The sequence below is a fragment of the Variovorax davisae genome (assembly GCF_030316845.1).
Classification (GTDB): Bacteria; Pseudomonadota; Gammaproteobacteria; order Burkholderiales; family Burkholderiaceae_C; genus Variovorax; species Variovorax davisae.
This window is the reverse complement of record NZ_JASZYS010000017.1, coordinates 106,520-131,952: the sequence shown is the minus strand read 5'-3', so window position 1 is coordinate 131,952 and position 25,433 is coordinate 106,520. Positions and strand designations below refer to the sequence as shown.

General features: G+C 71.1%; 15 protein-coding genes. 7 read left to right on the top strand and 8 right to left on the bottom strand.

Annotation, left to right across the window (positions count from 1 at the left end):
* The 3 genes from QTI33_RS30070 to ppc form a co-directional block, all read right to left on the bottom strand.
* Positions 1-8,178 carry a glycoside hydrolase family 94 protein gene (locus tag QTI33_RS30070; RefSeq protein WP_286510208.1) on the bottom strand — a complete coding sequence of 2,726 codons (8,178 nt, stop codon included), beginning with the start codon at positions 8,176-8,178 and terminating at the stop codon, positions 1-3.
* On the bottom strand, positions 8,175-8,393 hold the full coding sequence (locus tag QTI33_RS30065) for a hypothetical protein (RefSeq protein WP_286510207.1): 219 nt from the start codon (positions 8,391-8,393) through the stop codon (positions 8,175-8,177). Before QTI33_RS30065 ends, QTI33_RS30070 begins: the two co-directional genes overlap by 4 nt.
* Positions 8,394-8,545: 152 nt before the next feature.
* The gene (gene ppc / locus QTI33_RS30060; RefSeq protein WP_286510205.1) at positions 8,546-11,392 is read right to left on the bottom strand and encodes a phosphoenolpyruvate carboxylase; all 2,847 of its coding nucleotides are present in this window, start codon (positions 11,390-11,392) and stop codon (positions 8,546-8,548) included.
* Between the two features lie 52 nt (positions 11,393-11,444).
* Here ppc and hemC point away from each other — a divergent pair, with 52 nt between their 5' ends.
* From hemC to QTI33_RS30025, 7 genes are all read left to right on the top strand, one after another.
* Positions 11,445-12,380 (top strand): hydroxymethylbilane synthase, encoded by a 936-nt coding sequence (hemC, locus tag QTI33_RS30055; protein ID WP_286510203.1) that lies wholly within the window; start codon positions 11,445-11,447, stop codon positions 12,378-12,380.
* Between the two features lie 19 nt (positions 12,381-12,399).
* Positions 12,400-13,158 carry a uroporphyrinogen-III synthase gene (locus tag QTI33_RS30050; RefSeq protein ID WP_286510202.1) on the top strand — a complete coding sequence of 253 codons (759 nt, stop codon included), beginning with the start codon at positions 12,400-12,402 and terminating at the stop codon, positions 13,156-13,158.
* Complete coding sequence (locus tag QTI33_RS30045) at positions 13,155-14,234, top strand: uroporphyrinogen-III C-methyltransferase (protein WP_286510200.1); 1,080 nt, start codon at positions 13,155-13,157, stop codon at positions 14,232-14,234. The genes QTI33_RS30050 and QTI33_RS30045 overlap by 4 nt, the downstream gene beginning before the upstream one ends.
* A 15-nt stretch (positions 14,235-14,249) precedes the next feature.
* Positions 14,250-15,533 (top strand): heme biosynthesis protein HemY, encoded by a 1,284-nt coding sequence (locus QTI33_RS30040; RefSeq protein ID WP_286510197.1) that lies wholly within the window; start codon positions 14,250-14,252, stop codon positions 15,531-15,533.
* A 248-nt stretch (positions 15,534-15,781) separates the two neighbouring features.
* Positions 15,782-16,948 carry a polysaccharide biosynthesis/export family protein gene (locus QTI33_RS30035; protein ID WP_286510195.1) on the top strand — a complete coding sequence of 389 codons (1,167 nt, stop codon included), beginning with the start codon at positions 15,782-15,784 and terminating at the stop codon, positions 16,946-16,948.
* Positions 16,949-16,964: 16 nt separating this feature from the next.
* Complete coding sequence (locus tag QTI33_RS30030) at positions 16,965-17,405, top strand: low molecular weight protein-tyrosine-phosphatase (RefSeq protein ID WP_286510251.1); 441 nt, start codon at positions 16,965-16,967, stop codon at positions 17,403-17,405.
* Positions 17,402-19,654, top strand: coding sequence for a polysaccharide biosynthesis tyrosine autokinase (locus QTI33_RS30025; protein ID WP_286510194.1), 2,253 nt, complete (start codon positions 17,402-17,404; stop codon positions 19,652-19,654). Before QTI33_RS30030 ends, QTI33_RS30025 begins: the two co-directional genes overlap by 4 nt.
* Positions 19,655-19,760: 106 nt before the next feature.
* Here the strand turns inward: QTI33_RS30025 and QTI33_RS30020 are convergent, their stop codons facing one another.
* The 5 genes from QTI33_RS30020 to QTI33_RS30000 are packed head-to-tail and all read right to left on the bottom strand — an operon-like array spanning position 19,761 to position 25,405.
* Entirely contained in the window at positions 19,761-21,017 is a 1,257-nt protein-coding gene (locus tag QTI33_RS30020; RefSeq protein ID WP_286510193.1) for a glycosyltransferase WbuB, read from the bottom strand.
* Positions 21,014-22,237 (bottom strand): glycosyltransferase, encoded by a 1,224-nt coding sequence (locus QTI33_RS30015; RefSeq protein ID WP_286510191.1) that lies wholly within the window; start codon positions 22,235-22,237, stop codon positions 21,014-21,016. The genes QTI33_RS30020 and QTI33_RS30015 overlap by 4 nt, the downstream gene beginning before the upstream one ends.
* Positions 22,234-23,577, bottom strand: coding sequence for an O-antigen ligase family protein (locus tag QTI33_RS30010; RefSeq protein ID WP_286510189.1), 1,344 nt, complete (start codon positions 23,575-23,577; stop codon positions 22,234-22,236). Before QTI33_RS30010 ends, QTI33_RS30015 begins: the two co-directional genes overlap by 4 nt.
* Positions 23,574-24,755 carry a glycosyltransferase family 4 protein gene (locus tag QTI33_RS30005; RefSeq protein WP_286510187.1) on the bottom strand — a complete coding sequence of 394 codons (1,182 nt, stop codon included), beginning with the start codon at positions 24,753-24,755 and terminating at the stop codon, positions 23,574-23,576. Before QTI33_RS30005 ends, QTI33_RS30010 begins: the two co-directional genes overlap by 4 nt.
* Positions 24,752-25,405 (bottom strand): acyltransferase, encoded by a 654-nt coding sequence (locus QTI33_RS30000; RefSeq protein WP_286510185.1) that lies wholly within the window; start codon positions 25,403-25,405, stop codon positions 24,752-24,754. Before QTI33_RS30000 ends, QTI33_RS30005 begins: the two co-directional genes overlap by 4 nt.
* Positions 25,406-25,433: the final 28 nt, after the last annotated feature.

The following is a 25,433-nucleotide window of genomic DNA, read 5'->3' as shown; positions in this document are numbered from 1 at the left end:
TCAGCCGATCTGCACGATCGCGTCCTGCGGCCACATCCGCCAGATCACCCACTCGCCGATCGCCGCCCGGTGCGTCGACGGCGCCGACCCCGCCGCTCCATGCCGCAGCGTGAAGCGCTTGCCGGCCAGCCGCAGCGCGATCTCGAACCCCGGCCAGTCGGCCGGCACGCGCGGCGTCAATGCGAGCTGGTCGCCGCGCACCGAGAGGCCCAGCAGGGTCTCCACCGCCGCCCGGTGCAGCCAGGCGGCCGAGCCCGTGTACCAGCTCCAGCCGCCCCGACCCGCGTAGGGCGCGGCGCTGTAGATGTCGCCCGCCATCACGTAGGGTTCGATCTCGTAGAGCGGGCCGCGCTCCGGGTGCTGCGCGCGGTGCGCCGGGCTCAGCCCCTCGAAGGTCTGCCACGCGCCTTCGACGTCGCCGTCCAGCGCCTGCGCCATCAGTGCCCAGACGGCGGCATGGGCGTACTGGCCGCCGTTCTCGCGCACGCCGGGCGGGTAGGCCTGGATGTAGCCCGGGTTGTTCGGCGAATGCGCGAGCGGCGGGTCCAGCAGCCGCATCAGGCCGAGCCGCGCATCGTGCAGGTGCGACTTCATCGACGCCAGCGCCGCCCCCGTGTGCGCCGGGTCCGACGCCCCCGAGAGCACCGACCAGGCCTGCGCGATCAGGTCGATCGCGCATTCGTCGTTGATCGACGAGCCGAGCGGCGCGCCGTTGTCGAAGAAGGCGCGCCGGAACCAGGCGCCGTCCCAGCCGGCGGCGTGCAGCGCGGCGATCCATCCCTGCCGGGCGGCCAGCCAGCGCTTGGCGCGCTCGCCCTCGCCGCGCGCCAGCGCGAAGGGGGCGAAACGCTCGACCACGCTGCACAGGAACCAGGCGAGCCAGACCGACTCGCCGCGGCCTTCGTGGCCGACCCGGTTCATGCCGTCGTTCCAGTCGCCGGTGCCCATCAGCGGCAGCCCGTGCGCTCCGGTCGCGAGGCTCTTGTCGATCGCGCGGGCGCCGTGCTCGTAGATGCTCGCGCTCTGCTCGCTGGTGCGCGGCGGGTAGTAGGCGTCCTCGGCCCCCTCGGGGATCGCGGGGCCGTCGAGAAAGGGCACCCGCTCCTCGAGCAGCGAGCGGTCGGCGCTGACTTCCACGTAGTGGGCGGCGGCGAAGGGCAGCCACAGCAGGTCGTCCGAGAAATGCGTGCGCACGCCGGCGCCGCCGGGCATGTGCCACCAGTGCTGGACGTCGCCCTCGGGGAACTGCCGCGCCGCGTTGACGAGGATCTGCTCGCGCAGGCGCAGCGGGTCGGTCAGCGCGAAGGCCATCGCGTCCTGCAGCTGGTCGCGGAAGCCGAAGGCGCCGCCGGCCTGGTAGAAGCCGGCCTTGGCCCAGAGGCGGCAGGACAGCGTCTGGTACACCAGCCAGCGGTTGACCATGGCGTCGAACAAAGGGTCGGGGGTGCGCACCTGCAGTCGGCCCAGCAGGTCGTCCCAGAAGCCGCGCGCCCGTGCCAGCGCTTCGCCGATGTCGATCTGCTGCCAGCGCCTGGCCATCTCGACGGCGGCTTCGGCGTTGTCGGCATGCCCCAGCATGAAGCTGAAGCCGGCGCTCGCGCCGGCCGCCAGGCTGAACTCGCCGGCCACCGCCGCGCAGGCGTCGAGGCCGCTGCCGGCACGCCCGGCCAGGCTGTCGGGCAGCGCGATGCTGCCGCCGGCGGCGAAGAACTCGCTGCGGTCGCAGGTCCATTGCGTGGTCCCGCCGAGGCCGGCCAGCCCGGCAATGGCGAGGAAGCCGCTGCTGCCGCCGAAGCCGGCACTCGATTCGCGCTGCTGGCCGAACACCGCCGGCAGGTCCTCGGGCTTCCAGGTGTGGACCGTGCGGCGTTCGCCGCGGGCCGCGCCGAGCTGCCACTCGACCATCGCGACGGCGCGCAGCCGGCGCGCGCCGACGCCTTCGTTGCGCACCTTCACCTGCACCAGCTTGATCCGCTCTTCGCGATCGGCGAAGAAGGTGGTCTCCAGCACCACGTTGCGGTGCAGGCATTCGAACACGGTGTAGCCCTGGCCGTGCCGCACCCGGTGCCTGGCCGCGGCGCCGCCCCGGGCGGCAGGCGTCAGCGGCAGCAGTTCTCGGCTGTCGAGATCCTGCAGCAGGTAGTGCTCGAAGGCCGGGTCCTGGACCGGATCGTTGGACCAGGGCGTGACCTGGTGCAGCCGGCTGTTGCCGGCCCAGGTGTAGCCGGTGCCCGATTCGGAGACCTGGAAGCCGAAGCCGGCGTTGGCGATGACATTGACCCAGGGCCGCGCGGTGCGGCGGTTGACGTCGACCTCGAAGCGGAATTCCCCGCTCTGCGCATCGAAGGCGCCGGTCGGCGCGGTCGCCGTGTCGGCCAGGTGCGCCACCGCGGGAAGCCGGGCGATCGCCAGCGGCGGGCTCGCCGCCGCGCCTTCGGCGGGCGGGCCCGCCGATTCGCGCAGCGCCGCCACCTGGGATTCCAGCGTGCGGCCGTCGGCCGTGAAGACGGCCCGCGCCAGGCTCGACAGCGCCGCCTTCTCGGCCGGCGTCAGTTCGGCGTCGCGCAACAGGTAGAAGCCGGCCGCATCGTTGCGCGGGAAGCTGTTCTGGGTCTGCTGCGCGACCCGGCTGCGCAGGGCCTCGATGTCGCGCTGCAGCGGCATCAGGTAGGAATGCGGCTCGCCGTTGATCACCACCAGGTCGCAAGCGACGCCGCCGAAGCCCCACCAGGGCTGGGCCCGCAGCAGCGTGTCGACCAGGCCCTTGCCGGCCATCGAATGGATCATCACCAGCACGATCGGCTTGTCGCCCGAGATGCCGAAGCGCCAGATCTGGCGCAGGTCGATCAGCCCGCGGTCGCGCATGGTGCGCGGCGTGGTGTAGGTCAGGATGGTCGTGAGGTCCTGCAGCGCCAGGTTCTTCGCCGGGTCGATGCTGAGGTCGCGCAGCCGCACCTGCGCCAAGGTGGCCGCCATCCGGGTCGCCCGCTCCACGTGCATCGGCTGCAGGTAGCGGTCGATGCAGGGCATCAGCGCCTCGATGCTGTCGCCGGCCGCGGTGGCGAAGGTCAGGCGCGCGCTGGCGCCCGGCGCGATCGACAGCGTGACGCGCAGGCAGGCGATCGGGTCCAGCCCGTTGACCGGCGTGCCGTCGGCAGCCAGCGGCTGGGCGTCGAGCGCGGGCTCGGCCAGCGTGCGGTTGCGCCCGATGAAGGCGCGGCGGTCGGTCATGCAGGCCACCGTCAGCACCTGCGCATCGACCGCGGCGACGAAGTGGGCGGCGGCCACCACAGGGTCGCCATGCAGGCGCGGCTTGCGGGCCATCAGCAGCGCCCGCCAGCCCGGCTCCCAGCGGCTCTCGACGAACAGGTTGGCGAAGGCCGGATGGGCCTCGTCGGCCTTCGGGTTCGACAGCACCGGCTCGAAGTACGAGATCAGCTCGAGGATCCGGGTCTCGCTGCCCGTGTTGTGCAGTTCGACCGTCCGCAGCTCGGTGTCGTCCTCCGGGCTGATGAGCACGGTCATGCGCGTCTGCAGGCCCGGGCCGCTGGCTTCGAACTGCACCTGGTCGGCCAGGAAGCGGGCGCCGTAGCGCCAGCCGGCGCCCGGCGCCGGCAGCGCGGTCAGCGAGGCCAGCGCGTGGGTCTGCGCGTCGCGCACATAGAAGAAGCAGCCGTAGCCGTCACGCAGCGGATCGTCGCGCCAGCGGCTGACGTTGAACGAACGCCAGCGGCTGACGCCGGCGCCGTTGGCGCGCAGCGCCACCGTGTAGCGGCCGTTCGACAACAGGTGGGACGGCTGGAAGCCGGCGCCCATCGGATCGACCGTGCGCGGCTGGAACACCGGCGCCGCCTCGCCGGTGGCCGGCTCGGGCGGGGTGCGCGGATCGGCGCTGCCGATGATCTGGCGTGGCGTGCGCTCGTGCAGCAGCGAGGCGTGCGCCTGCACCAGCGGCGCGCTGCCGAACCAGCGCCGCGCCGCGCCGCTGCGCACCGCGTTGCACAAGGCCACCAGCGACATGCCCTGGTGATGCGCCATCACGTTGCGCACCACGGTGAAGGCCTGGCCTTCGGTCTGGCGCGAGACCGTGAAGTCGACCGCGTCGTAGAAGCCGAACTCGCCGCGCGCGCCGAGCGATTCGAGCCGCCGCAGGTTGGCCACCACGTCGGCCGGCGCGATCGCCGCCGCCATCGCGCTGGCGTAGGGCGCCACCACGCGGTCGGCCGGCGGCGTGCGGCGCAGCGCCAGCCGCGGCACGCCGAAGGGCGAGTACTGGTAGGCGAGCGAATGGTCCTGCGCGAAGTAGGCGGATTCGGAGACGCCCCAGGGCAGGCCCTGGGCGCTGCCGAAGACCTGCTGCTCGCCGATCGCGGCGCGCATCGCGACCTCGAGCAGCCCGCCCTCGGGCTCGGCCATCACGAGCGTCGGCATCAGGTACTCGAACATCGAGCCCGACCAGGACTTGAGCCCGGGCAGCACACCGACCGACAGGAAGGGCCGCCCGAGCGCCATCCAGTGGCGCCGCGGCACGTCGCCCTTGGCGATCGCGAGGAAGCTCAGCAGGCGCGCCTCGGAGGCCAGCAGGTCGTAGTAGCTGGCGTCGAGCAGGTCGTCGTCGACCCGCAGCCCGATGTGGAACAGGTGGCGCTTGGTGTCGTAGAGGCCGCTGAAGTCCATCCCGGCGCAGAGGGTCTCGCAGCGTCGGGCGAGCGCCTCGAGCGCCGCGGCCGCCGCTGCGTCGCTGCCTTCGGCGGCGAAGCCGCGGCAGGCCTGCGCCACCGCGATCAGGTGGCCGGCGAGGTTGCCGCTGTCGACACTGGACACGTAGGCCGGCGGCAGCTTCTGCAGGCTCCGGGTGTCGTACCAGTTGTAGAGATGGCCCGCGTGCTTGTCGAGCCGGTCGATGGCGTCGAGCGTGGCGGCCAGCCGCCCGGCCAGCGCCGGGGTGCCGATCCAGCCGAACTCGCGGGCGCAGCAGCAGGCCAGCAGGTACATGCCGATGTTGGTCGGCGAGGTGCGGTGCGCCACGGTCGGCTCGGGCTCGAGCTGCAGGTTGTCGGGCGGCAGGTGGTTGTCGTCGGGGCCGACGACGTGCTCGAAGAAGCGCCAGCAGTCGCGTGCCAGCGTCTCGAGGTAGCGCCGGTGCTCGGCTTCGAGTTCGCGCGCGCCACCGGTCGGTGTGCGGCTGCTCCACCAGGCCGCCAGCGGCGCCAGCGCCCACAGCGCGAAGAGCGTGGCGCCGAGCCAGGGGTGCGGGCTCGCCAGCGATGCCAGGGCGAGCGCGATGCAGGCGGCGCTGGTGAGCGCCGAGCCGCGGACGAAATCGCCCAACGCGTAGCGTGCCTGCGCCTGGGCCTGCGCGGCGGTGGTCCATTCCAGCAGATGCCGGCGGCTCGCCAGCAGCCGCCAGACGGACCGTACGCTGGCATCGAGCAGCAGGCGGGCCTGCGCCGCCAGCTGCACGAACTGCCAGCCCGCGCCGGCCAGTGCGCGCAGCAGCTCGGTGCCGCCGACATCGAAGAAATGCGGCAGTTCGATCGAGCGCCGGGTCGGCACCAGTCCCGCCAGCGCGCCCAGCAGCGGCCCGAGCACCAGGGCCGATGCCACGGCGGCCAGCGCCCACGACAGCGGCAGGGCCGCCGTGAAGACGACCCAGGCCAGCAGCGCCGCCGAGGCCGGCACCACCAGGGCGCGGCGCAGGTTGTCGCTCATCTTCCAGAGCCCGAGCGCGTCGATGCCGAAGCGCCGCGGGCGCAGCATCAGCGGCAGCAGCTGCCAGTCGCCGCGGGTCCAGCGATGCACGCGCGAGGCGGCCACGCCGGCGTGGTGCGGATGGTCCTCGACCAGCACCAGGTCGCTCACCACGGCGCAGCGCGCCACCGTGCCTTCGAGCAGGTCGTGGCTCAGCACGGCGCCGTCGGGCAGCCGGCGGTCGAGCGTGGCGTGGACCGCCTGGACGTCGAGCAGCCCCTTGCCGGTGAAGGAGCCGGTGCCGAAGACGTCCTGGTAGATGTCGGAGGCGCTGTTGCTGTAGGGGTCGAGGCCGCACTGGCCGGCGAACATCCAGTGGAAGGGGGAGCGCTCGTGGCGCTCCGGGAACGGCGTGACGATGCGCGGCTGGAAGATGCCGAAGCCGGCCGTGACGCGCCGGCCGGCGGGGTCGGTCTGCGGTGCGTTCAGCGGGTGCGCCGCCACCGCCACCAGCTCGCGCAGCGTGCCGGGAGGCAGGCCGGTGTCGCTGTCGAGCGTCATCACGTAGGGAATGCGGTCCGCCAGCCCCGCGCCGGCGGCTCGCGCCTCGAAGCCGCTGGCGTCGCCGGTGGCCAGCAGGCGCAGCAGCATCTCGAGCTTGCCGCGCTTGCGCTCCCAGCCCATCCACCGCTGCTCGCTCTCGGACCAGGTGCGCGGCCGGTGCAGCAGCAGGAAGCGCACCGTGTCGCCGGCGCCGGGATAGCTGTCGTTGAGCGCGCCGATCCGGCGCAGCGCGTCGTCCAGCAGCAGCGAATCGCCGGGCATGGACGCCTGGTCGGCATCGGTCCAGTCGGTGAGCAGCGCGAACTGGGCCTGGTCCTCGCGGTTCGCGAGCCAGTGCAGCTCGAGCCGCCGGGCCAGCTGCGCGTTGGCTTCGATCGAGCTCAGCATCGAAGGCACCACCACCAGCACGCGGTGCGCAGGCGGAATGCCGGCGGCGAATTCGAGCCGGGGCAGGGCCCGGACCCGGGTCGATTCCGCGACGATGCGGTGCACCAGCGCGATCACCGCTTCGGACAGCGGCCAGGCGAGCAGCACCAGGGCCACCACCGAGGTCCAGCCGGCCTCGGGCCAGCCGTGGCGGTTCAGGCCGTGCACCGCGGCGGCCAGCAGCAGCGAGGTGCCGGTCGCGATGGCCGCCAGGTAGAGCGCCAGGCGCCAGTTGCCGGGCCGGCGGTGGCGCGGCGGCGGCGCGGCCCGGCCATCGCTGCGCACCGGCGCCAGCGCGGCGACCAGTCCCGGGCGGCCTTCGCCGAACAGGTAGTAGCCGGCCGTCCGTTCGGCCCCGCGGGCCGGCTGCGGGCTGCCGGGGGCTTCGGCATCGGCGACGGCCTGCAGCGCGAGCCCGACCACGGCCTGCGCCACCTCGCGCTCCGTTTTCCGGGTGCTGCGGGCCACCTGTTCCATCGCTTGCGTGATCTGCTGGCGCGTGAGTTCGCTCTCGCGGCCGAAGCTCGGCAGCTCGCGCAGCACGCGGAGAGAGCGGCTCACGGGCTCGATCAGGTCGGCCCAGTCGACCTGGCCGATCATCCGCAGCGTCGTGATGATGTTGCCGACCGTGAGGTTGGCGGCCGCCTGCGCGGACTGGGCGTCGGCGATCAGCGCCGGGCCGTTCGGGCAGTGCTGCTCGGTCCACTTGATGAGCGCGGGCGGATGCTCGCCGTGCTCGACCGGCAGCCGCTGCCAGAGCTGGGTCAGGTTGCTGTCCTGCATGCCGCGGCTCTGCAGCGCGCGATACAACACGTCCAGTTCGTGCGACGACAGCGAATCGGCCGCGTCCCAGGCCGCGTGCGCCACCTCGCGCGCCACCTTGTTCTCGGCGATGCTCTCGGCCACGCGGCGCAGGTTCTCGAGCAGCACCACGCGCAGGGTGGTCGGCAGCGCCCAGAGCTCGCCGAGCGTGAGCTCGTCGATGTCCTGGTAGGCATCGAGGAAGGCCGTGAACAGCGTCTTGTTGAGCACGCTGTCGGTGTGCGCGACGTAGGCCCAGGCGATCCCGTAGACGCGCGGCAGTCCGGCCAGCGGCGGCGCCGCGAGCTTCGGCAGGCGTGCGTAGTAGCGGCGCGGCACGCCCTCGCGGATCTGCTGCAGCTGGGCCTCGACCAGGTGGAAGTTGTCGAGCAGCCACTCGGCCGCCGGCGACACGTAGCGTCCGCTCTGCGAGACCAGCGCGATGTAGTCGAAGGCGCTGCGCAGCGACTCGAGGTTCTTGTCGACCCGCGGAAAGAAGGGCTTGCCGTCGCTGCGCGCGTCGGCGGACTGCACCACCTGCGCCCGCGCCAGGCTGTGGCCGTGCTGCGCGAAGCGCTGGGCGCCGAACAGCTCGGCGCGGATCGGCGCCTCGACCGGCTCGTGCGGCCCGAGCAGCAGTGCGCGTGCGTACCGGCTGAGGGTGTCGAGCCGGTCGACGACCGCCGCGGCGCTCAAGCGAACACGAACAGTCCGATGGCGAGCATGCCGGCCGCGCAGGCCATCGTCACGATCCGGCCAGCGGCGACTGATCGCACCTGCTGCAGATGGCTGCGGACCGCGAACCATCGTCCCTGGGCCCGCGCGCAATGTCGCATGTGCGAAGCCAGCGCGTCGAAGTCGCCGCTGACGAAGTCGATCGGGGAACGGACGAGCGATTGCGGGGATGACATGGCGGAGTTTTCCTGTGAACGACCCTGAAGCCGCCGCGCGATTGCGAGAGCTGTGAACGTGGGGGTCAGGGTACTCGCTATGCCATGGCCTTTTTTTCCACTTGGCCGTGAATGGGTGTAGGAGATCGCGGACAGTGTCCGCTCGCGCCTGCTCAGCCGGTGTTGCGCAGGCCCGCCGCCACCCCGTTGATCGACATGTGGATGCCCTTCTGCAGCCGCTCGTCGACCTGGCCCGCGCGGTAGCGGCGCATCAGCTCGACCTGCAGGTGGTGCAGCGGATCGATGTAGGGGAAGCGGTGGCGGATCGAACGCTGCATGTCGGCGTTGCCTTCCAGGCGCTGCCTGGCGCCGGTGATCAGCGTCAGCGCGTCGGAGGTGCGGTGCCATTCGGCCTCGATCATCGAGAACACCTTCTGCCGCAGCTTCTTCTCGGCCACCAGTTCCGAGTAGCGCGAGGCCAGCGCCAGGTCGCTCTTGGCCAGCACCATGTCCATGTTCGACAGCAGCGTGCGGAAGAAGGGCCACTGCGCGTACATGCGCTGCAGCAGCGCCTGGCGCTCCTTGCGCGCGGCCGGGTTGGCGGCCTGGGCGAGGAAGCGCTCGATCGCCGAGCCGAAGCCGTACCAGCCCGGCAGGGTCAGGCGGCACTGGCCCCAGCTGAAGCTCCAGGGCACGGCGCGCAGGTCCTCGATGCTGCGGCTGGGATTGCGCGAGGCCGGGCGCGAGCCGATGTTCAGCTCGGCGATCTCGCGGATCGGCGTGGCGCTGAAGAAGTAGTCGCCGAAGCCCGGCGTTTCGTAGACCAGCGCGCGGTAGGCCGCCATGCTGGCCGCCGACAGTTCGGCCGCCGCGGCGACGAAGGTGGCGGGCGCGGCCTTGGCGGTCGGCAGCAGCGTGGCCTCGAGCGTCGCGGCCACCAGGGTCTCGAGGTTGCGGCGGCCGATCTCGCTGTTGGCGTACTTCGAGCCGATCACCTCGCCCTGTTCGGTCAGGCGGATCTGGCCGCGCACGGTGCCCGGGGGCTGCGCGAGGATGGCCTGGTAGCTCGGGCCGCCGCCGCGTCCCACCGTACCTCCACGCCCGTGGAACATGCGCAGGCGGATCGCCACGCCACTGTGCGCATTGAGGTCGTCGAACAGCGCCACCAGCGCCAGCCCGGCGCGATAGAGCTCCCAGTTGCTGGTGAAGATGCCGCCGTCCTTGTTGCTGTCGCTGTAGCCCAGCATCACGTCCTGCTCGGCGCCCGAGCGCTGGATCAGGGCATGGATGCCGGGCAGGGCGTAGAAGGCGCGCACGATCGGCGCCGCGTTGCGCAGGTCCTCGATGGTCTCGAACAGCGGCACCACGATCAGGTCGCAGGTGGCGTTGTCGGCCAGCGTGCCGCGCAGCAGGCCGACTTCCTTCTGGAGCAGCAGGGCTTCCAGCAGGTCGCTCACGGTCTCGGTGTGGCTGATGATGTAGTGGCGGATCGCCGCCGCGCCGAAGCGCGCGCGTGCGGTGCGGGCGGCGGCGAAGATCGCGAGTTCGCTCCGGGCGAGGGCGGAGTAGTCGGCATCGGGCACGCGCAGCGGCCGGGCGTCGTCGAGCAGGCGCAGCAGCAGCGCCTGCTTGTCCTCTTCGGACAGCGCGGCGTAGGCGGGCTCGATGCGGGCGGTGGCCAGCAGCTCGGCCACCACCGCCTCGTGCTTGTCGGAGCTCTGGCGCAGGTCGACGGTCGCCAGGTGGAAGCCGAACACCTCGACCGCCCGGATCAGCGGATGCAGGCGCGGCGCGGCGAGCACGCTGCCGTGCTGGTCGGCCAGCGACTCCTCGATGGTGTGCAGGTCGGCCAGCAGTTCCTCGGCCGTGGCGTAGGGGTTCTGCGGCCGCACCGCGTGGCGCGCGGCCTCGCCGCCCGTGAGCTCGCGCAAGGTGGCGGCGAGCCGCGCGTACATCCCGGTCAGCGCCCGGCGGTAGGGTTCGTCGACGCGGTGCTCGTTCTTGTCGGGCGAGCGCTCGGCCAGCGCCTGCATCTCGACCGACACGTCGACCAGCCCGGCCGACAGCGACAGTTCGCCGCCGAGGTAGTGCAGTTCGGTGAGGTAGTGGCGCAGCGCGAGTTCGCTCTGGCGCTTGAGGGCGTATTCGAGGGTCTCGGCGGTCACGTTGGGATTGCCGTCGCGGTCGCCGCCGATCCATTGGCCCATGCGCAGGAACGGCGCCACCGCAGGCACGCTGCCGCCATGGGCCAGGGCCTTCTCGAGCTCGGCATAGACGCGCGGGATCTCGCGCAGGAAGGTCGCCTCGTAGTAGCTCAGCGCGTTCTCGATCTCGTCGGCCACGGTGAGCTTCGAAAAGCGCAGCAGGCGCGTCTGCCACAGCTGGGTCACGCGGGTGCGCATCTGGCGTTCGTTGTCGGCGTACTCGACCGGTGTCAGCGCATCCTTGCCCCCGGCGAAGGCGCGCTGGCGCAGCGCGATCTCGTCGCGCGCCGTGAGCAGCTGCGCGATGGCGCGCTCGGCGTCCAGGATGCTCTTGCGCTGCACTTCGGTCGGGTGCGCCGTGAGCACCGGCGAGACGTAGCTGTGGGCCAGCGACTCGACCACCGCCTCGGGCTTGATGCCGGCCTTGCGGATGCGCCCCAGCGCCGTCTCCAGGCTGCCCTCGGCGCTCTCGCCGGCACGCTCGGCCTCGGTGTGGCGGCGGATCTGGTGCCGGTCCTCGGCCAGGTTGGCCAGGTGGCTGAAGTAGGTGAAGGCGCGGATCACGCTCACGGTCTCGGCCGCGCTGAGCCCCTTCAGCAGGTTCTTCAGTGCCCGGTCCGCGGCATGGTCGGCATCGCGCCGGAAGGCCACCGACAGGGTGCGGATCTTCTCGACCAGCGCGTAGCTCTCGTCACCCTCCTGTTCCCGGATCACGTCGCCCAGGATGCGCCCGAGCAGCCGGATGTCGGCGATCAGCGGCAGGTCTTCGTCTCGGGTCCGGCGCTTCGCGGCAACCGGTGCGGGGCTCGTCTTCATTCGAAACTTCTCCTCTTGGACTGGGGATGCGCCTGCGTTGCTGCGGCGCAACATGCTAGCATCCTCCGGTCTCTTTCTCATTTGGAAAACGGTCTTGAGCAACATCGTGATCGCCACGCGCGAAAGCCGCCTGGCCATGTGGCAGGCCGAGCACGTCAAGGCGCTCCTGCAAGAACAGGGCCACACGGTGGAACTGCTGGGCATGACCACCCGCGGCGACCAGATCCTGGACCGCTCGCTCAGCAAGGTCGGCGGCAAGGGCCTGTTCGTCAAGGAACTCGAAAACGCGCTCGAGGACGGGCGCGCCGACATCGCGGTGCATTCGCTCAAGGATGTGCCGATGGACCTGCCCGAGGGCTTCGCGCTGGCCTGCGTGCTCGAGCGCGAAGACCCCCGCGATGCGCTGGTCTCGCCGCGCTACGCCTCGCTCGCCGAACTGCCGCAGGGCGCGGTGGTCGGCACCTCGAGCCTGCGCCGCGTGGTGTTGCTGCGCGCCCTCAGGCCCGACCTGCGCATCGAGCCCCTGCGCGGCAATCTCGACACCCGGCTGCGCAAGCTCGACGAGGGCCAGTACGACGCCATCGTGCTGGCCGCCGCCGGGCTCAAGCGGCTGGCGCTCGAGCGCCGCATCCGCGAATGCTTCGAACCCGACACCATGCTGCCGGCGGCCGGGCAGGGTGCGCTCGGCATCGAGGTCCGGGCCGAGCGCGCCGATCTGCTGGCGCTGCTGGCGCCGCTGGCCAGCGGCCGCGACGGCCTCGCGACCGCCGCCGAGCGCGCCGTCAGCCGCGCGATGGGCGGCAGCTGCTCGATGCCGCTGGCCGCCCACGCGCGCTGGCAGCCCGACGGCCGCCTGCGCATCGACGCGGCGCTGGGCGACCCCGAAGGCCTGACGCCGCTGGTGCGGGCCCAGCTGGTGGCCGAGGCGGCCGATGCGGCCCAGGCCACGGCGCTGGGCGAAGCAGCGGCACGACTGCTGCAGGGATGAGGCCGCTCCCGGTTCGTCCATGCTGCTGATCACGCGACCGGCCACGGAAGCCGCGCGCTGGGTCGACGACCTGCGCGCCGCCGGCGTGGACGCGGTGGCGCTGCCCCTGATCGCGATCGCGCCGCTCGACGATCCCGCGCCGCTGCAGGCCGCCTGGCGGCGCCTGTCGGACTACGACGCGCTGATGTTCGTCAGCGCCGCGGCGGCCGGGCATTTCTTTCGCGGCCTCGACCGGCCGCTGCCGGCGCCCCTGCGCTTCTGGGCCACCGGTCCGGGCACCGTGCGCGGGCTGCGCGCGGCCGGCGTGCCGCCGGCGGCGATCGACGCCCCGCCCGCCGATGCGGCGCAGTTCGATTCCGAGCAGCTCTGGGCCCGCGTGGCGGACCAGGTCCGTCCGGGCGTCCGGATCCTGATCGTGCGCGGCGGCGATGCCGCGGGGCAGGCCACGGGACGTGACTGGCTGGCCCGCGAGATCGAGGCCCAGGGCGGCGCCTGCGATGCGGTGGCCGCCTATCGCCGCCTGCCGCCGCCCTTCGGCGAGGCCGAGCGCCGGTTGGCGGCCGAAGGCGCCAGCGGCGCTGCCGCGTGGCTCTTCAGCAGCTCGGAGGCGATCGCCAACTTGTGCCGCCTGATGCCCGCCACCGGCTGGCAGCAGGCCCGTGCGCTCGTCACCCATGAGCGCATCGCCGAGGCCGCGCGCGCCGCCGGTTTCGGCCGCGTTCAGGTCGCGCGCCCTTCGCTGTCGGCCTTGGTCGCGTCGATAGAATCCCTGGCATGAGCGACGCGCCTGTCTTCAACGAGCCCCTGCCGGAACCCGCACTGCGCGCACCGGTGCCGGCTGCGTTGCCGGTCGGCCATCCGGCCGCGGCGGCGCTGCTGTCGCGGCTCGCCTTCGGCCTGCTCGCCCTGGTTGCCGTGGCGGCCCTGCTGATGGCGTTCGCGCTCTGGCAGAAGGTCAGCGGCATGCAGGAACAACTGGCCCGCCAGAGCGCAGATGCCTTGTCGCAGTCGCTGGAAGCCCGCACCCTGGCGCGCCAGGCGCAGGAGGTCGTGCGCGACACCGCCGCCCGGCTGGCGCTGGCCGAGACCCGGGTCGGCGAAGTGGCGCTGCAACGCTCCCAGCTCGAGGAGCTGATGCAGAGCCTCTCGCGCTCGCGCGACGAGAACCTGGTGATCGACATCGAGGCCGCCGTGCGGCTGGCCCTGCAGCAGGCCCAGGTCACCGGCAACGTGCAGCCGCTGCTGGCCGCGCTCAAGGCCGGCGACACGCGCATCGCCCGCGCCGCGCAGCCGCGGCTGGCGCCGCTGCAGCGCGCCATGCAGCATGATGCCGACCGGCTGCGCAGCAGCGCCAGCGCCGACAACGGCGAAGCGCTGCAGAAGCTCGACGAACTGATGCGGCTGGTCGACGACCTGCCGGCGCTCAACGCCGTGGCGGTGCGCGGCGGCGGGCTCGACACCTTGCAGGTCGAGCCGCTGCCGGCCAATGCGCCCTGGTGGCAGCGCTTCCTGATGATGGTGCGCACCGAGGCCCGTTCGTTGCTGAGGGTGGGGCGCATCGAGCGGCCCGAGGCGGTGCTGCTGACGCCCGAGCAAACCTTCTTCCTGCGCGAGAACCTCAAGCTCAAGCTGCTCAATGCCCGGCTGGCGCTGCTTTCGCGGCAGGTCGACACGGCGCGCGGCGAGATGGCGACCGTCTCGGCATCGATCAACCGCTACTTCGACCCGGCCTCGCGCCGGGTCCAGGCCGCGGCCACGCTGGTGCAGCAGGTGCAGGCCCAGATCCGCACCAGCGAGCCGCCGCGGGTCGACGAGACCCTGGCCGCGCTCGCCACGGCGGCCGCCGGGCGCTAGGGCAGGCCCGAAGCCATGCGCGCCGTCCTCTGGTTCCTGGCCCTGTTCGGCATCGCCGCCGCCGTGGCGCTGTTCGCCGGCAACAACCAGGGCACGATCACGGTCTTCTGGCCGCCCTGGCGGGTCGATCTGTCGCTGAACCTGGTGCTGCTGCTGTTGTTCGCCGCTTTCGTGCTGCTGCATCTCGCGCTGCGCGGACTGGCCGCCCTGTTCTCGTTGCCCAAGCAGGCGCGCCAATGGCGGCTGCAGCAAAAGGAGCGCGCGCTGCACGTGGCGCTGCTCGATGCCGCGGCGCAGTTGCTGGCCGGGCGCTTCTCCCGGGCCCGCAAGGCGGCCCAGGCGGCGCTGTCGCAGGAGCGCCGGCTGGCCGCGCTCGACGCCGGGCTGCCGCAGGCGCTTCAGGTCCGCGTGATCGCGCACCTGCTGGCGGCCGAGAGCGCGCAATCGCTGCAGGACCGTCCGGCCCGCGATGCGCATCTGCAGCAGGCGCTCAACGAGAGCGCCGACCGCGGCCCGCAGCTCTCGCCCGAAACGCGGGAAGGCGTGCAGCTGCGCGCGGCCCGCTGGGCGCTCGACGATGGCGACGCGCCGGCCGCCCTGGCGCGGCTCGGCGAACTGCCGCAGGGCGCGCAGCGGCGCACGCTGGCCCTGCGGCTGCGCCTGAAGGCCGCGCGCCAGGACCGGCGCACGCTGGAGGCCCTCGAGACCGCCCGGCTGCTGGCCAAGCACCGGGCCTTCTCGGAGGCGGCGGCGCAGAGCATCGTGCGCGGACTGGCCACCGAGCTGCTGTCGGGCGCCCACGATCCGGCCCAATTGCTGCGCGCCTGGAGCGAGTTCGAGCCCGCGGAGCGCGAGATGCCCGAGGTCGCCATCCATGCCGCCCAGCGCATGGTGGCGCTGCGCGGCGACCTGACCCTGGCGCGGGCCTGGCTGCTGCCGGTCTGGGAGCGCATGGTCCAGCATCCGCAGGGCCTGGGCGAATCCTTGCGCGTGAAACTGGTCCGCGCGCTCGAGGCCGGCCTCGATTCGGTCGATGCCGACTGGCTGGCACGCATCGAAGCGGCGCAGCGCAACAACCCGCGCGATGCCAACCTGCAGTACCTGGCCGGCATGGCCTGCATGAAGCGCCAGCTGTGGGGGAAGGCGCAACAGTTGCTCACACAGGCCGGCTTGGGCCTGCAGGACACCAGCCTGCATCGCCGGGCCTGGCAGGCGCTGGCGCAGCTGGCCGAGGCGCGCGACGACGCCGACCAGGCGTCGGCCGCCTGGAAGCGCGCGGCCCAGACAGAAAGTCCCTGACCGGGGCTTGTTGCATCTGGTTTCGCTGCTATCGAATCGGTAGCGGGCAAGTCTCTCGATCTTGTTGCATCGCAAGATCGGGCCGGCTTGGAAAATGCCCGGAATCGTGCTATTTCGGCATCGTGTAGGACAATTTCTCTGCCTTAAGCTCTAAGCCGACAAAGGGTTTGAAACCCGGGCCCATACTGATGTACAGTCGTAACTGTTTGCAAAAGTATTCATTCCAGGGTCACGATGCGGAGCTGCACTTGAAGCATTCTTTACTACTTGTCGCGCTGCTGGCTTCGGTGGGCTTGCTGGTTCAAGGCTGCGCGCCGCTGGCGCCGGGCTTCAGTTCAGCCAGCAATGATGCTGCGGCCGCTGTTTCGCCTTCGGGCTTTTCCACGGCCGACATCGACCCGCCGCCGGCCGGCGCGCTGACCGAGATCACGCCCGAGCTGATCGGGGCGCAACGCGCGGCGACCCAGAAAACGACGCTCGGCCCCGAAGTGATGAAGCTGGTCGGCGACACCGGCCCGTATCGGATCGGGCCCGGCGACGTGCTGGGCATCGCGGTGCTCGATCATCCGGAGATTTCCTACAGTTCGGGCGCCCCGCCTTCGGTCGGGGGCGACGGCGCCGCCGTGGCCGCTGCGCCCGGCTACATCGTGTCGACCACGGGCCAGTTGAGCTTTCCGTACGTCGGCTCGCTGGTGGTCGCGGGCATGACCATCGAGGAGGCGGAGGCCGCCCTCGTCAAGCGCCTGTCGCGCGTCTACCGGGACCCGCAGCTGAGCGTGCGCGTCAATGCCTTCCGCAGCAAGCGCGCCTACATGGACGGTGAGATCCGGACTCCGGGCCTGATGCTGTTCAGCGACATCCCGATGACCCTCGCGGAGGCGCTCAACCGCGCCGGCGGCGTGTCGCCGAACGGCGACCGTTCCGCCATCATGCTCACGCGCGACGGCAAGATGACCCAGCTCAACCTGCTGGCGATGGCGGACGCCGGCATCGACCCCAGCCGCATCCCCCTCAAGCCGGGCGACATGGTGTACGTGCGCAGCCGCGACGAAAGCAAGGTCGTGGTGATGGGCGAGGTGACGACCCAGATGGGCGTCACGATGCGCAACGGCCGGCTCAGCCTGAGCGACGCCTTGATCGAGGCGGGCGGCGTGAACCTGAACACGGCCAATCCGCTGCAGATCTACGTGATCCGCAACGAAGCCAAGGGTGGCCAGTCGATCTTCCACCTCAACGCGCGCACGCCGACGGCCATCGCCATGGCCGACGGCTTCGCCCTCCGGCCGAAGGACGTGGTCTATGTGGATCCTGTGCCGCTGGTGCAGTGGAACCGGGTGCTGAACCTGATCCTGCCGACCACCTCGTACGGGTATTCGTATCTCTATCGCGGCGGCAGCACGTCCGGCGGTCGATAGCGGACCGATCGTGACCATCCGGAACATCCTCGTCGTGTGCATCGGGAACATCTGCCGCAGTCCGATGGCCGAAGGCCTGCTGGTCGCGGCGCTGCCCGACGCGCAGGTCGCGTCCGCAGGGCTGGCCGCGATGGTGGGGGAGCCCGCGGACGAGATCGCGCGCGACCTGATGCACCAGCGCGGCGTCGCCATCGAAGCGCACCGCGCGAAGCAGATCAGCCTCGACGCCTGCCAGCGCGCCGACCTGATCCTCGTGATGGACGGCAAGCAGCGCCGGTCGATCGAGGAGCGCTACCTCTTTGCCGCCGGCAAGGTATTTCGCCTGTGTGAGTTCAGCGATCAGGACGTGCCGGACCCGTATGGCTCCGGTCGCGCCTCTTTCGAGCGTGCGCTGACGCTCATCGAAGACGGCACCCAGCAATGGGTCCAACGCATTTCAAGAGTATCCAGTCGATGAATTCCACACTCACCCCCAAATCCAATCCCAGTGCGTTCGAAGCGGCGGAGGAGGAGGATTTCGACATCGGGCACTACCTCGAAGTGCTGGTGGCGAACAAGTGGCTCATCGCCTTCATCACGCTGGTCGTGTTCCTGGGCGGCGTGGTCTACGCGCTGCTCGAGCGCCCGATCTACGAGTCCAACCTGGTGATCCAGGTGGAAGATCCCGAAGGCAGCAAGGGGATCCTGAGCGAAGCCGGCGGCGCGTTGTTCGACGTCAAGACGCCGGGTTCGGCCGAGATGGAGATCATCCGCTCGCGCATGATCGCCGGCAAGGCGGTCGAGGCGATCAAGCTCTACATCGCCGCCAGCCCCCGTTACGTCCCCTATGTCGGCGGCTGGCTGGCACGGCGCTCGACGGGGCTGTCCGACCCCGGATTCCTCGGCTTCGGCGGCTATGTGTCGGGGCGGGAACTGATCGAGGTGGCGCAGTTCGACGTTCCGAAGTCGCTGGAGGGCGCGCTGTTCACGGTGACCGCCCAGGAAGGCGGGCAGTACACGCTGGCCTCGCCGATGCTGTCGAAGCCCCTGACCGGCACGGTCGGCACGGCGCTGAAGGCACAGACGGCGGCCGGGCCGATCGAGCTCATGATCAACCGGCTGGCCGGCAAGCCGGGCGCCGAGTTCAACCTGCAGCGCCTCGGCACGCTGCCGACCGCGCTGGGATTGCAGGCCGGCCTCGGGCTGAGCGAACGGGGCAAGTCCTCGGGCATCATCAACGTGACGCTGCAGGACACCAATCCCGACCGGGCGGCACAGATCCTGAACGCCGTGGGCGAGCAGTACGTGCTGCAGAACGTGGAGCGCAAGGCGGCCGAAGCGCGCAAGACGCTGGCCTTCCTGGATGTCCAGCTGCCGATGTACAAGCGCCAGATGGAAGCGGCCGAAGAAACCTACAACCGCTTCCGCAACCAGAAGGGGATGGTCTCCTTCACCGAGGAGGCCTCGTCGGTGCTGGCCCAGGCGGTCGACCGGCAGAGCAAGCTGCTGGACGCCGAGCAGCGCCGGCGGGAACTCGAGGCGCGCTTCACCGCCAATCACCCGCTGGTGCAGACGCTGGATGGCCAGATCGCGGCGCTGCGCTCGGACATCTCGAACATCACGATCCGGATCAAGGGCCTGCCCGCGCTCCAGCAGGAGGCGGTGCGCATGGAGCGTGACGTCAAGGTGAACACCGAGCTCTACCAGTCGCTGCTCAACAACGCGATGCAACTGCGGCTGGTCAAGGAGGGCAAGGTGGGCAACGTGCGGGTGCTCGACGATGCGATCGCGCCGTCGTTCCCGATCAAGCCGAACCGCCAGGTCATCGTCGCCTCGGCCCTGGCCCTGGGCCTGTTCCTCGGCATCTGCGCCGCCTTCCTGCGCAACGCCTTCGTCGAGCAGCGGCTGCGGGATCCGCACGAGGTCGAGGCCGACATCGGCCTGCCCGTGTTCTCGACCATTCCATTGAGCCCGGCGCAGGAGGCGATTGCGGCCCGGCGCCTGAGCGGCGCGACCGGGGTGCGCCTGCTGACGATCGAGAAGGCCGACGATCCGGCCGTCGAGAGCCTGCGCAGCCTGCGAACCGCCATGCAGTTCGCGATGCTGGAGTCGCCCAACAACCGGGTGCTCATCACCGGCCCCACGCCGGGCGTGGGCAAGAGCTTCGTGGCCGCCAATTTCGCGGCGCTGATGGCCGCGGCCGGCCGCCGCACCCTGCTGATCGACGCCGACCTGCGGCGCGGCCACACGCACCAGTATTTCGGCCTGCAGCGCCATGGGGGGCTGTCCGAACTGATCGCCGGCAGCTTGACGATCCAGCAGACCGTGCACCGCCAGGTGGTGCCCAGCCTGGACTTCCTGGCCACCGGCCAGCTGCCGCCCAACCCGGCCGAACTGCTGGTGTCGGACTCGTTCAAGTCGACCCTCGAGCGCCTCTCCGAGCAGTACGACCTGGTCGTCATCGACGCGCCGCCGGTGCTGGTTGCTGCCGACACCAGCACGGTGGCGACGCACGTGGGCACCGTGCTGCTGGTGGCGCGCGCCAGCCTGTCGACGATGGGCGAGCTCAAGGAGAGCACCCGTCGCCTGGCGATGGGCGGCAAGGCGGCCACGGGCGTGCTGCTCAACGGCATGAACGTCAACCGCAGGGCCTACGCCGCCTACAAGTACGGCCGCTACCGCTACACCAACTACAACTACGAGAGCATCCTGCCCGAAGAGCAATAAGCTCGCCCTCCAGGTTGCCCGGCACTTCGTGTCCGGGCGCCTCCTCAGCCCCCTGCCGGGGCAACACCAGCGGCCCGGCAGAGCCGGTTCCGCGGTGTTTCACCAACTAGAGCCGGGCTTCGCCGGCTCTTTTCGTTGTGGGGACGGCGATGCAGGCTTCGAGGTCCTTCTCGAAGCGGGCGAGCACGGCGTCGCGGTCGAAGTTGGCTTCGGCGAAGGCACGGGCGCGCAGGCTCAGTTGGCGGCGCAGATCGGGCTGGGAGGCCAGCGTCAGCACCGCATCCGCGAAGGCCCGGGCGTCGTCCGGCGGCACCGCCAGCCCGCATTGGGCGGCGACCTTGCCCAGTTCGGTGTCGGGCCTGGCGCCGGCCACCACCGGCCGGCCGCTGCTGAGCATGCCGGTCAGCTTCGACGGCATCACGAAATCGGCGGCGTCGGCGCGCTGCGGCAGCAGGTGGATGTCGGCCAGGCCGAGCAGGTCGCCGAGCCGCTCGACCGGCTGCAGGTCGAGGAAGCGCACGTTCGAAAGCTGCGCGCAGCGCTGCATCAGCTCCGTGCGGCCGGCGCCGTTGCCGCAGAACACGAACGTCAGTCCGGGCTCGTGCTGCAGCAGCCGGGCCATCTCGGCCAGCACCTCGAGGCCCTGCTTGGCGCCCATGTTGCCCGAGTAGAGCGCGACCACGGCATCGTGCGCGATGTCCAGTTCCGCCCGATAGGGGCTGGCCGCCTGCAGCGGCTGCACGGCCGACACGTCGGCCCAGTTCGGCAGCGAGACCAGCCGCGCGGCTTCGGTGCCCTTGTGGCTGGCGCGCTCCATCATGCGCGACGAGATGGTCGAGATGCGGTCGAAGCGGCGCATCAGGCCGCGCTCCGCGGCGGCCACGATCGAACGCACGCCGGCGCCCTTGAGCAGGCCGAGCTCGAAGGCCGCGTCGACCTCGTAGTCCTGGATGTGCAGCCACGCCTTCGCCGAGCGCAGCCGGGCGAAGGCCAGTGCCGCCGGCGAGCAGAACAGCGGCGGCTCGGTCACCCACACGACGTCGGGTTTCCAGCGCCATTGGGCGAGCAGCGTGGGCAGGCTCGACAGCGCGAAGCTCGCCAGGTGGACCAGCCGCTTCAGCCCGGTCACCTTGCGCGGCACCCACAGCGGCGTGCGGTAGACGGTGGCGCCGCGCCAGTCCTCGCGGGCGTAGCGCGATCCGCTGTAGCCCGCGCGGACCGACCAGTCCGGGTAGTAGGGCGGGGCTGTCACCACCCGCACCTCGTGCCCCCTGGCCGCGAGCCAGGCCACCATCTCGCCTGTGTATTTACCGATCCCGGTCAGTTCCGGTGCGAAGTTGATTCCGTAGACAAGAAGTTTCATTGACCCTCGGGCAGCATGGCGGCCTTGGCAGGGCGCGGACCCGGTGGCGGCGCAGCGCTGCCCGACCCCGGCGTTCGTTCGCTCACGATCCGGACCAGCGTTTGCGCGACCTGCTCGACCTGGAAGCGATCGCGGAACGAGCGCCGGGCCGCCAGCCGCATGGCGGCGGCCTCGGCCGGCGTCAGCGCCAGCCAGCGCTGCAGCGTGTCGACGGTGCCGGCCAGCGTGTCCGGGGCCACGAGCCCGGCGCCGTCCTGCGCGATCTCGCGCCAGATGTTCACCTTGTCGCTGATCAGGACGGGCTTGCCGCAGGCCAGCGCCTCGACCACGGCGATGCCGAAGTTCTCCTGGTGCGAGGGCAGGCAGAACGCGTCCGCCGAATGGAAGGCACCCCATTTGAGGTCGCCCTGCAGCATGCCGGTCCAGGTGATCCGGTCGGCGATGCCGAGCTCCGCGGCGCGCTGGCGCAGCTGCGCCACCAGGCGCTCATCGCCCGGCCCGGCCATCACGAGTTGCAGCGAGGGCGAATCGGCAGCGACCCGGGCGAAGGCCTCGACCAGCAGGTCGCCGCCCTTCTTTTCGTGGATGCGCCCGAGATAGAGCAAGGCGCGCTTGCCCCGAAGCTCGGGAAAGCGGGCCAGGAAGACTTCGCTCAGCGCCGCGGCATCCGAAGGCGGCTCGGAGGTGCCGTACGAGCCGACCACTTCGCGGGCGCGGTAGAGCCAGAAGGACTGGCGGGCCAGCAGGCGCTCTTCCTCGCAGGTGAAGATCACCGCCGCCGCATCCCGCAGCACGCGGTACTCCGCCCAGGGCCAGTACAGCCACTTCTTCAGGTGCTTGAGCGGATAGCGCCGCTTGAACCACGGATCGAGCATGCCGTGGGTGTAGACGAAGTAGGGCGTGGGTGCCGAATGTAGGGCACGCCAGGCGGCGAAGCTGGCGTACTGCCAGAGGCCGTTGACGATCACCGCGTCGTAGCGGCCCGCATGCGCACGCAGCCAGGCGACCGCGTCGGGGTTGTACTGGTAGGCGCCGCGCGAGGGGCCCAGCGGATGGAGCGGCGCCGGGCATTCGCTGACCCAGGGCGCCGCGGGGTCGTCGAGCGACACCAGTTCGCTCTCGTGGCCGAGCGCGACCAGCGCCTGGTGGATTCGAAGCACGCCTTCGATCGCTCCGCCGGCGCGGGGATCGACCTTGGGAATCAGATGGAGCAGTCTCACGCGGATGGATGGCGAGGAGGAAAGAACTCGACCGTGGGATGCCGGAACACCAGCAGGCCGAACGCGAGCATGAGCCCCAGCAGGCCGTGGGCCGTCAGCTGCCCGATGGCCGACCAGGTCAGCAGCGCGAGCGAGACGACCGCCCACAGCAGGATCGGATAGGCAGAGTGCAGCCGGTTGGACAGCCGCCAGGCCTTTCGGACGCCGACGACGATGACGCCCACCTTGAAGACGGTGAACACATAGCCGATCAGGCCACCTTCGAGCAGGATCCGGCTGGCCTCGACTTCGGCCAGCGCGAAGGCGCCGGTGCTGCCGGTGCGCACATAGCTGGCCAGGTTGGAGCCCAGGCCGATGCCGTAGCCGATCCAGGTGAAGTCATCGAAGGCCACGGACTGGCCGATGAAGATGGTGAAGATGCGGCCCCAGAAGGTCTCGACCTCGGAGGCCTCCTGGAAGCGCTGCCCGGTGATCGCGATCGCACCGCGGAAGACATAGAGCAGAGCGGCGAGCAGCACGATCCCGGCGACGACGCCCACGAGCGCCCGGGTCCTGGCCTTGCCCTGCGCCAGCCAGAGCCGGCCGACGAAGTAGGCGACGACCATCACCCCGGAGAGGATGACGGCGGCGCGCGAGCCGCTCACCACGCTCGTGACCACGAAGGCGGCGAACAGCGCCGCCGCGAACAGCGTCTGGCGCCCGGGCCGCTTGCGCGACCCGACCGCCGCGAACACCAGCGGTGCCATCAGCGCCAGGTAGGTCGTGAAGCCGGCGGTGAAGCTGAAGGTGCCGGTGGTGCGGACCACGTCGGCGATCACCAGGAAGATGTCGGCCTCGTCGCTGTCGATCTGGTTGTTGATGCGTGCGCCCGGCGGCGAGAAATGCTGCAGCACGACCAGCGGCGCCATCAGCAGCAGGCTCCAGGCCGCCACCCGCAGCGCCGCCCGGTAGTCGGCTTCGTTCATCGTGGCGGCGGCGGCCACCCCGAACCAGATGTACAGCAGCCAGAAGCGCAGCCCGATCAGCAGCACGGTGGGCGTACTCTGGCCGACCACGAGCTGCAGCAGACCCCAGGCGATGACCAGGCAGGACCAGACGAGCAGTGCCTGGGTGATGCCCCGCTGCCGCTGGAGGGCGCCGTTGCGCAGGGCGTAGGCGACCACGTAGATCGCCAGCAGGTCGCGCACCAGCAGCAGCGGCAGGGTGGCCGACGAGGCCACCCATTTGCGCACCGCGCCTTCCAGCACGACGACCAGGAACACCGCGATGAAGGCCTTGCCCGCACGGGTCATCGACGCCGGCCGCGCCGCTGCGTGCGAGAAAGTGGCGGTGGTACTCATTGAACAAATTCCTCGAACAACTCTCCGGCCCGGTGGCGATAGCTGGCCCACGAAAACGCATCGCCGGACTGGCGCGCGATGGACCGGGCCGCATGCAAGCGTTCAGGCTCTTGCGCCAGTTGCCGCAACTGCGCATGCAAGGCATCCACCCCCGGCTCGACGATCCAGCCACTGCCCGGAAAAGCCTCGATCATCGCCTTGGCGCCGGTGTTCGTCGAGACCACGGCCGGCGTGCCGCACGCCATCGCCTCGGCGACCACCATGCCGAACGAGTCGAAGCGCGAGGGCAGCAGCAGGCAGTCGGCGCGCGCGAGGATCGAGAACAGCTCGCCCTGCGGCACGTTCGGCGTATGGCGGGCATGGGGCGTGGCGAGCACCGCGCGCAGCAGCTCGGCGTCGGCGACGCCGCCGACGAACGCCAGGTCGTAGGCGATGCCCTCGGCGTGCAGCCGCCGGAAGGCGGCGACGATGCTGTCGATCGACTTGAGCCGGCTCAGCGCGCCGGCGAAGACGAAACGCGGCGGACCGTCGTGGGCCTGCCAGCCGCGCAGGCCGGGCGGCCGCTCGGCGCCCAGCATCATCGGGCGCACCTTGTCGGCCGGCACGCCATGCGCGGTGTAGCTCTCGGCGGCCAGTGGCGAGCAGGTCAGGATCAGGTCGGCCAACCGGATCTCCTCGTCCTTGCGGCGATTGATCTCGGGCGTGTAGGGGGTCGCCGGCGTGCCCAGCAGGCGGGCCGCGGTCTCGTGGTGGAAGGCGGCCGCATCCAGCACGCAGCGCGCGCCGATCGCCTTCGCCGCCTGGAAGGTGTGGAAGGCCGCATTCTCGTAGGCGACCACGACCTTGGGCTTGAATTGCAGGATCTGCCGCGCCGCCCAGTGGTCGAACCAGTGGAACACGCGGTGCACCATGTCGGAACCCGGAATGCCGATGTTCACCGCGTTCGACATCCGCAGGGCCAGCTGGAAGCGCGCCGGATGGCGCCGCAGCGCGCGCGGGATCTCGACGGTGCGCACCTTCGAGCGGTAGGTGGCGGGCAGCCACCATGGCAGCGCCTCGCCTTCGGCCACCACCGGCACGCCGGACCAGAAGGACTGCAGCAGCGAACGCTCGTGCAGCGCCAGGGCGAGCTGGTGCGAGTGCTGCAGCCCGGGGTGCGTGACCAGGACCGGCGTCATGGCCGCGGCTCGACGCCGTGCACGGGCGAATTCGTCGGACCGGCCGGATCGGCACGGCGTCCGATCCAGGCCTCGAAAGGAGGCAGCAGGGCGACCGGGTCGTAGCAGAGGTCGGCGGGGCGCGCGTTCAGGCGGATGACGGCCGGATTGCCGGTGGCGACCGCCAGCGGCGGCACGTCCTTGGCGACCACCGCGCCGGCGCCGACCACCGCGCCGTAGCCGATCGTGACGCCCGGGAGGATGGTGGCGCCGACGGCGATCCAGGCATAGTCGTCGATGCGCACGGGCTTCTTGAAAGATCGCCAGCCCGGATCCCCGACATGATGGCTGGCCGTGAGGATCGTGACCCGGTCGTTGATCACGACGCGCGATCCGATGCGGACCTGGTCGAGGGCCACGATCTCCGACGAGCCCGAGATGAAGCAATGCTCGCCGACGCTCAGGTGGGCGGCCGGGCCCTTGAGCGCGAAGCGGTCGAGGATCGACAGTGCGCCGACCTCGGCCCCGCGGGCGCGGAAGCTGCGCCGCGCCATGATGATCTTGAGCAGCGCGACGGAATGCAGGGCCCGCTTGGCCCAGACGATGCACCAGCGCCGCGACCCGAGCGCCGGGCGCTCCCGCAAGGACCACAAATAGCCGATATCGCTCACGGAGCAACCTCCGTGCTTCGCACTGCGG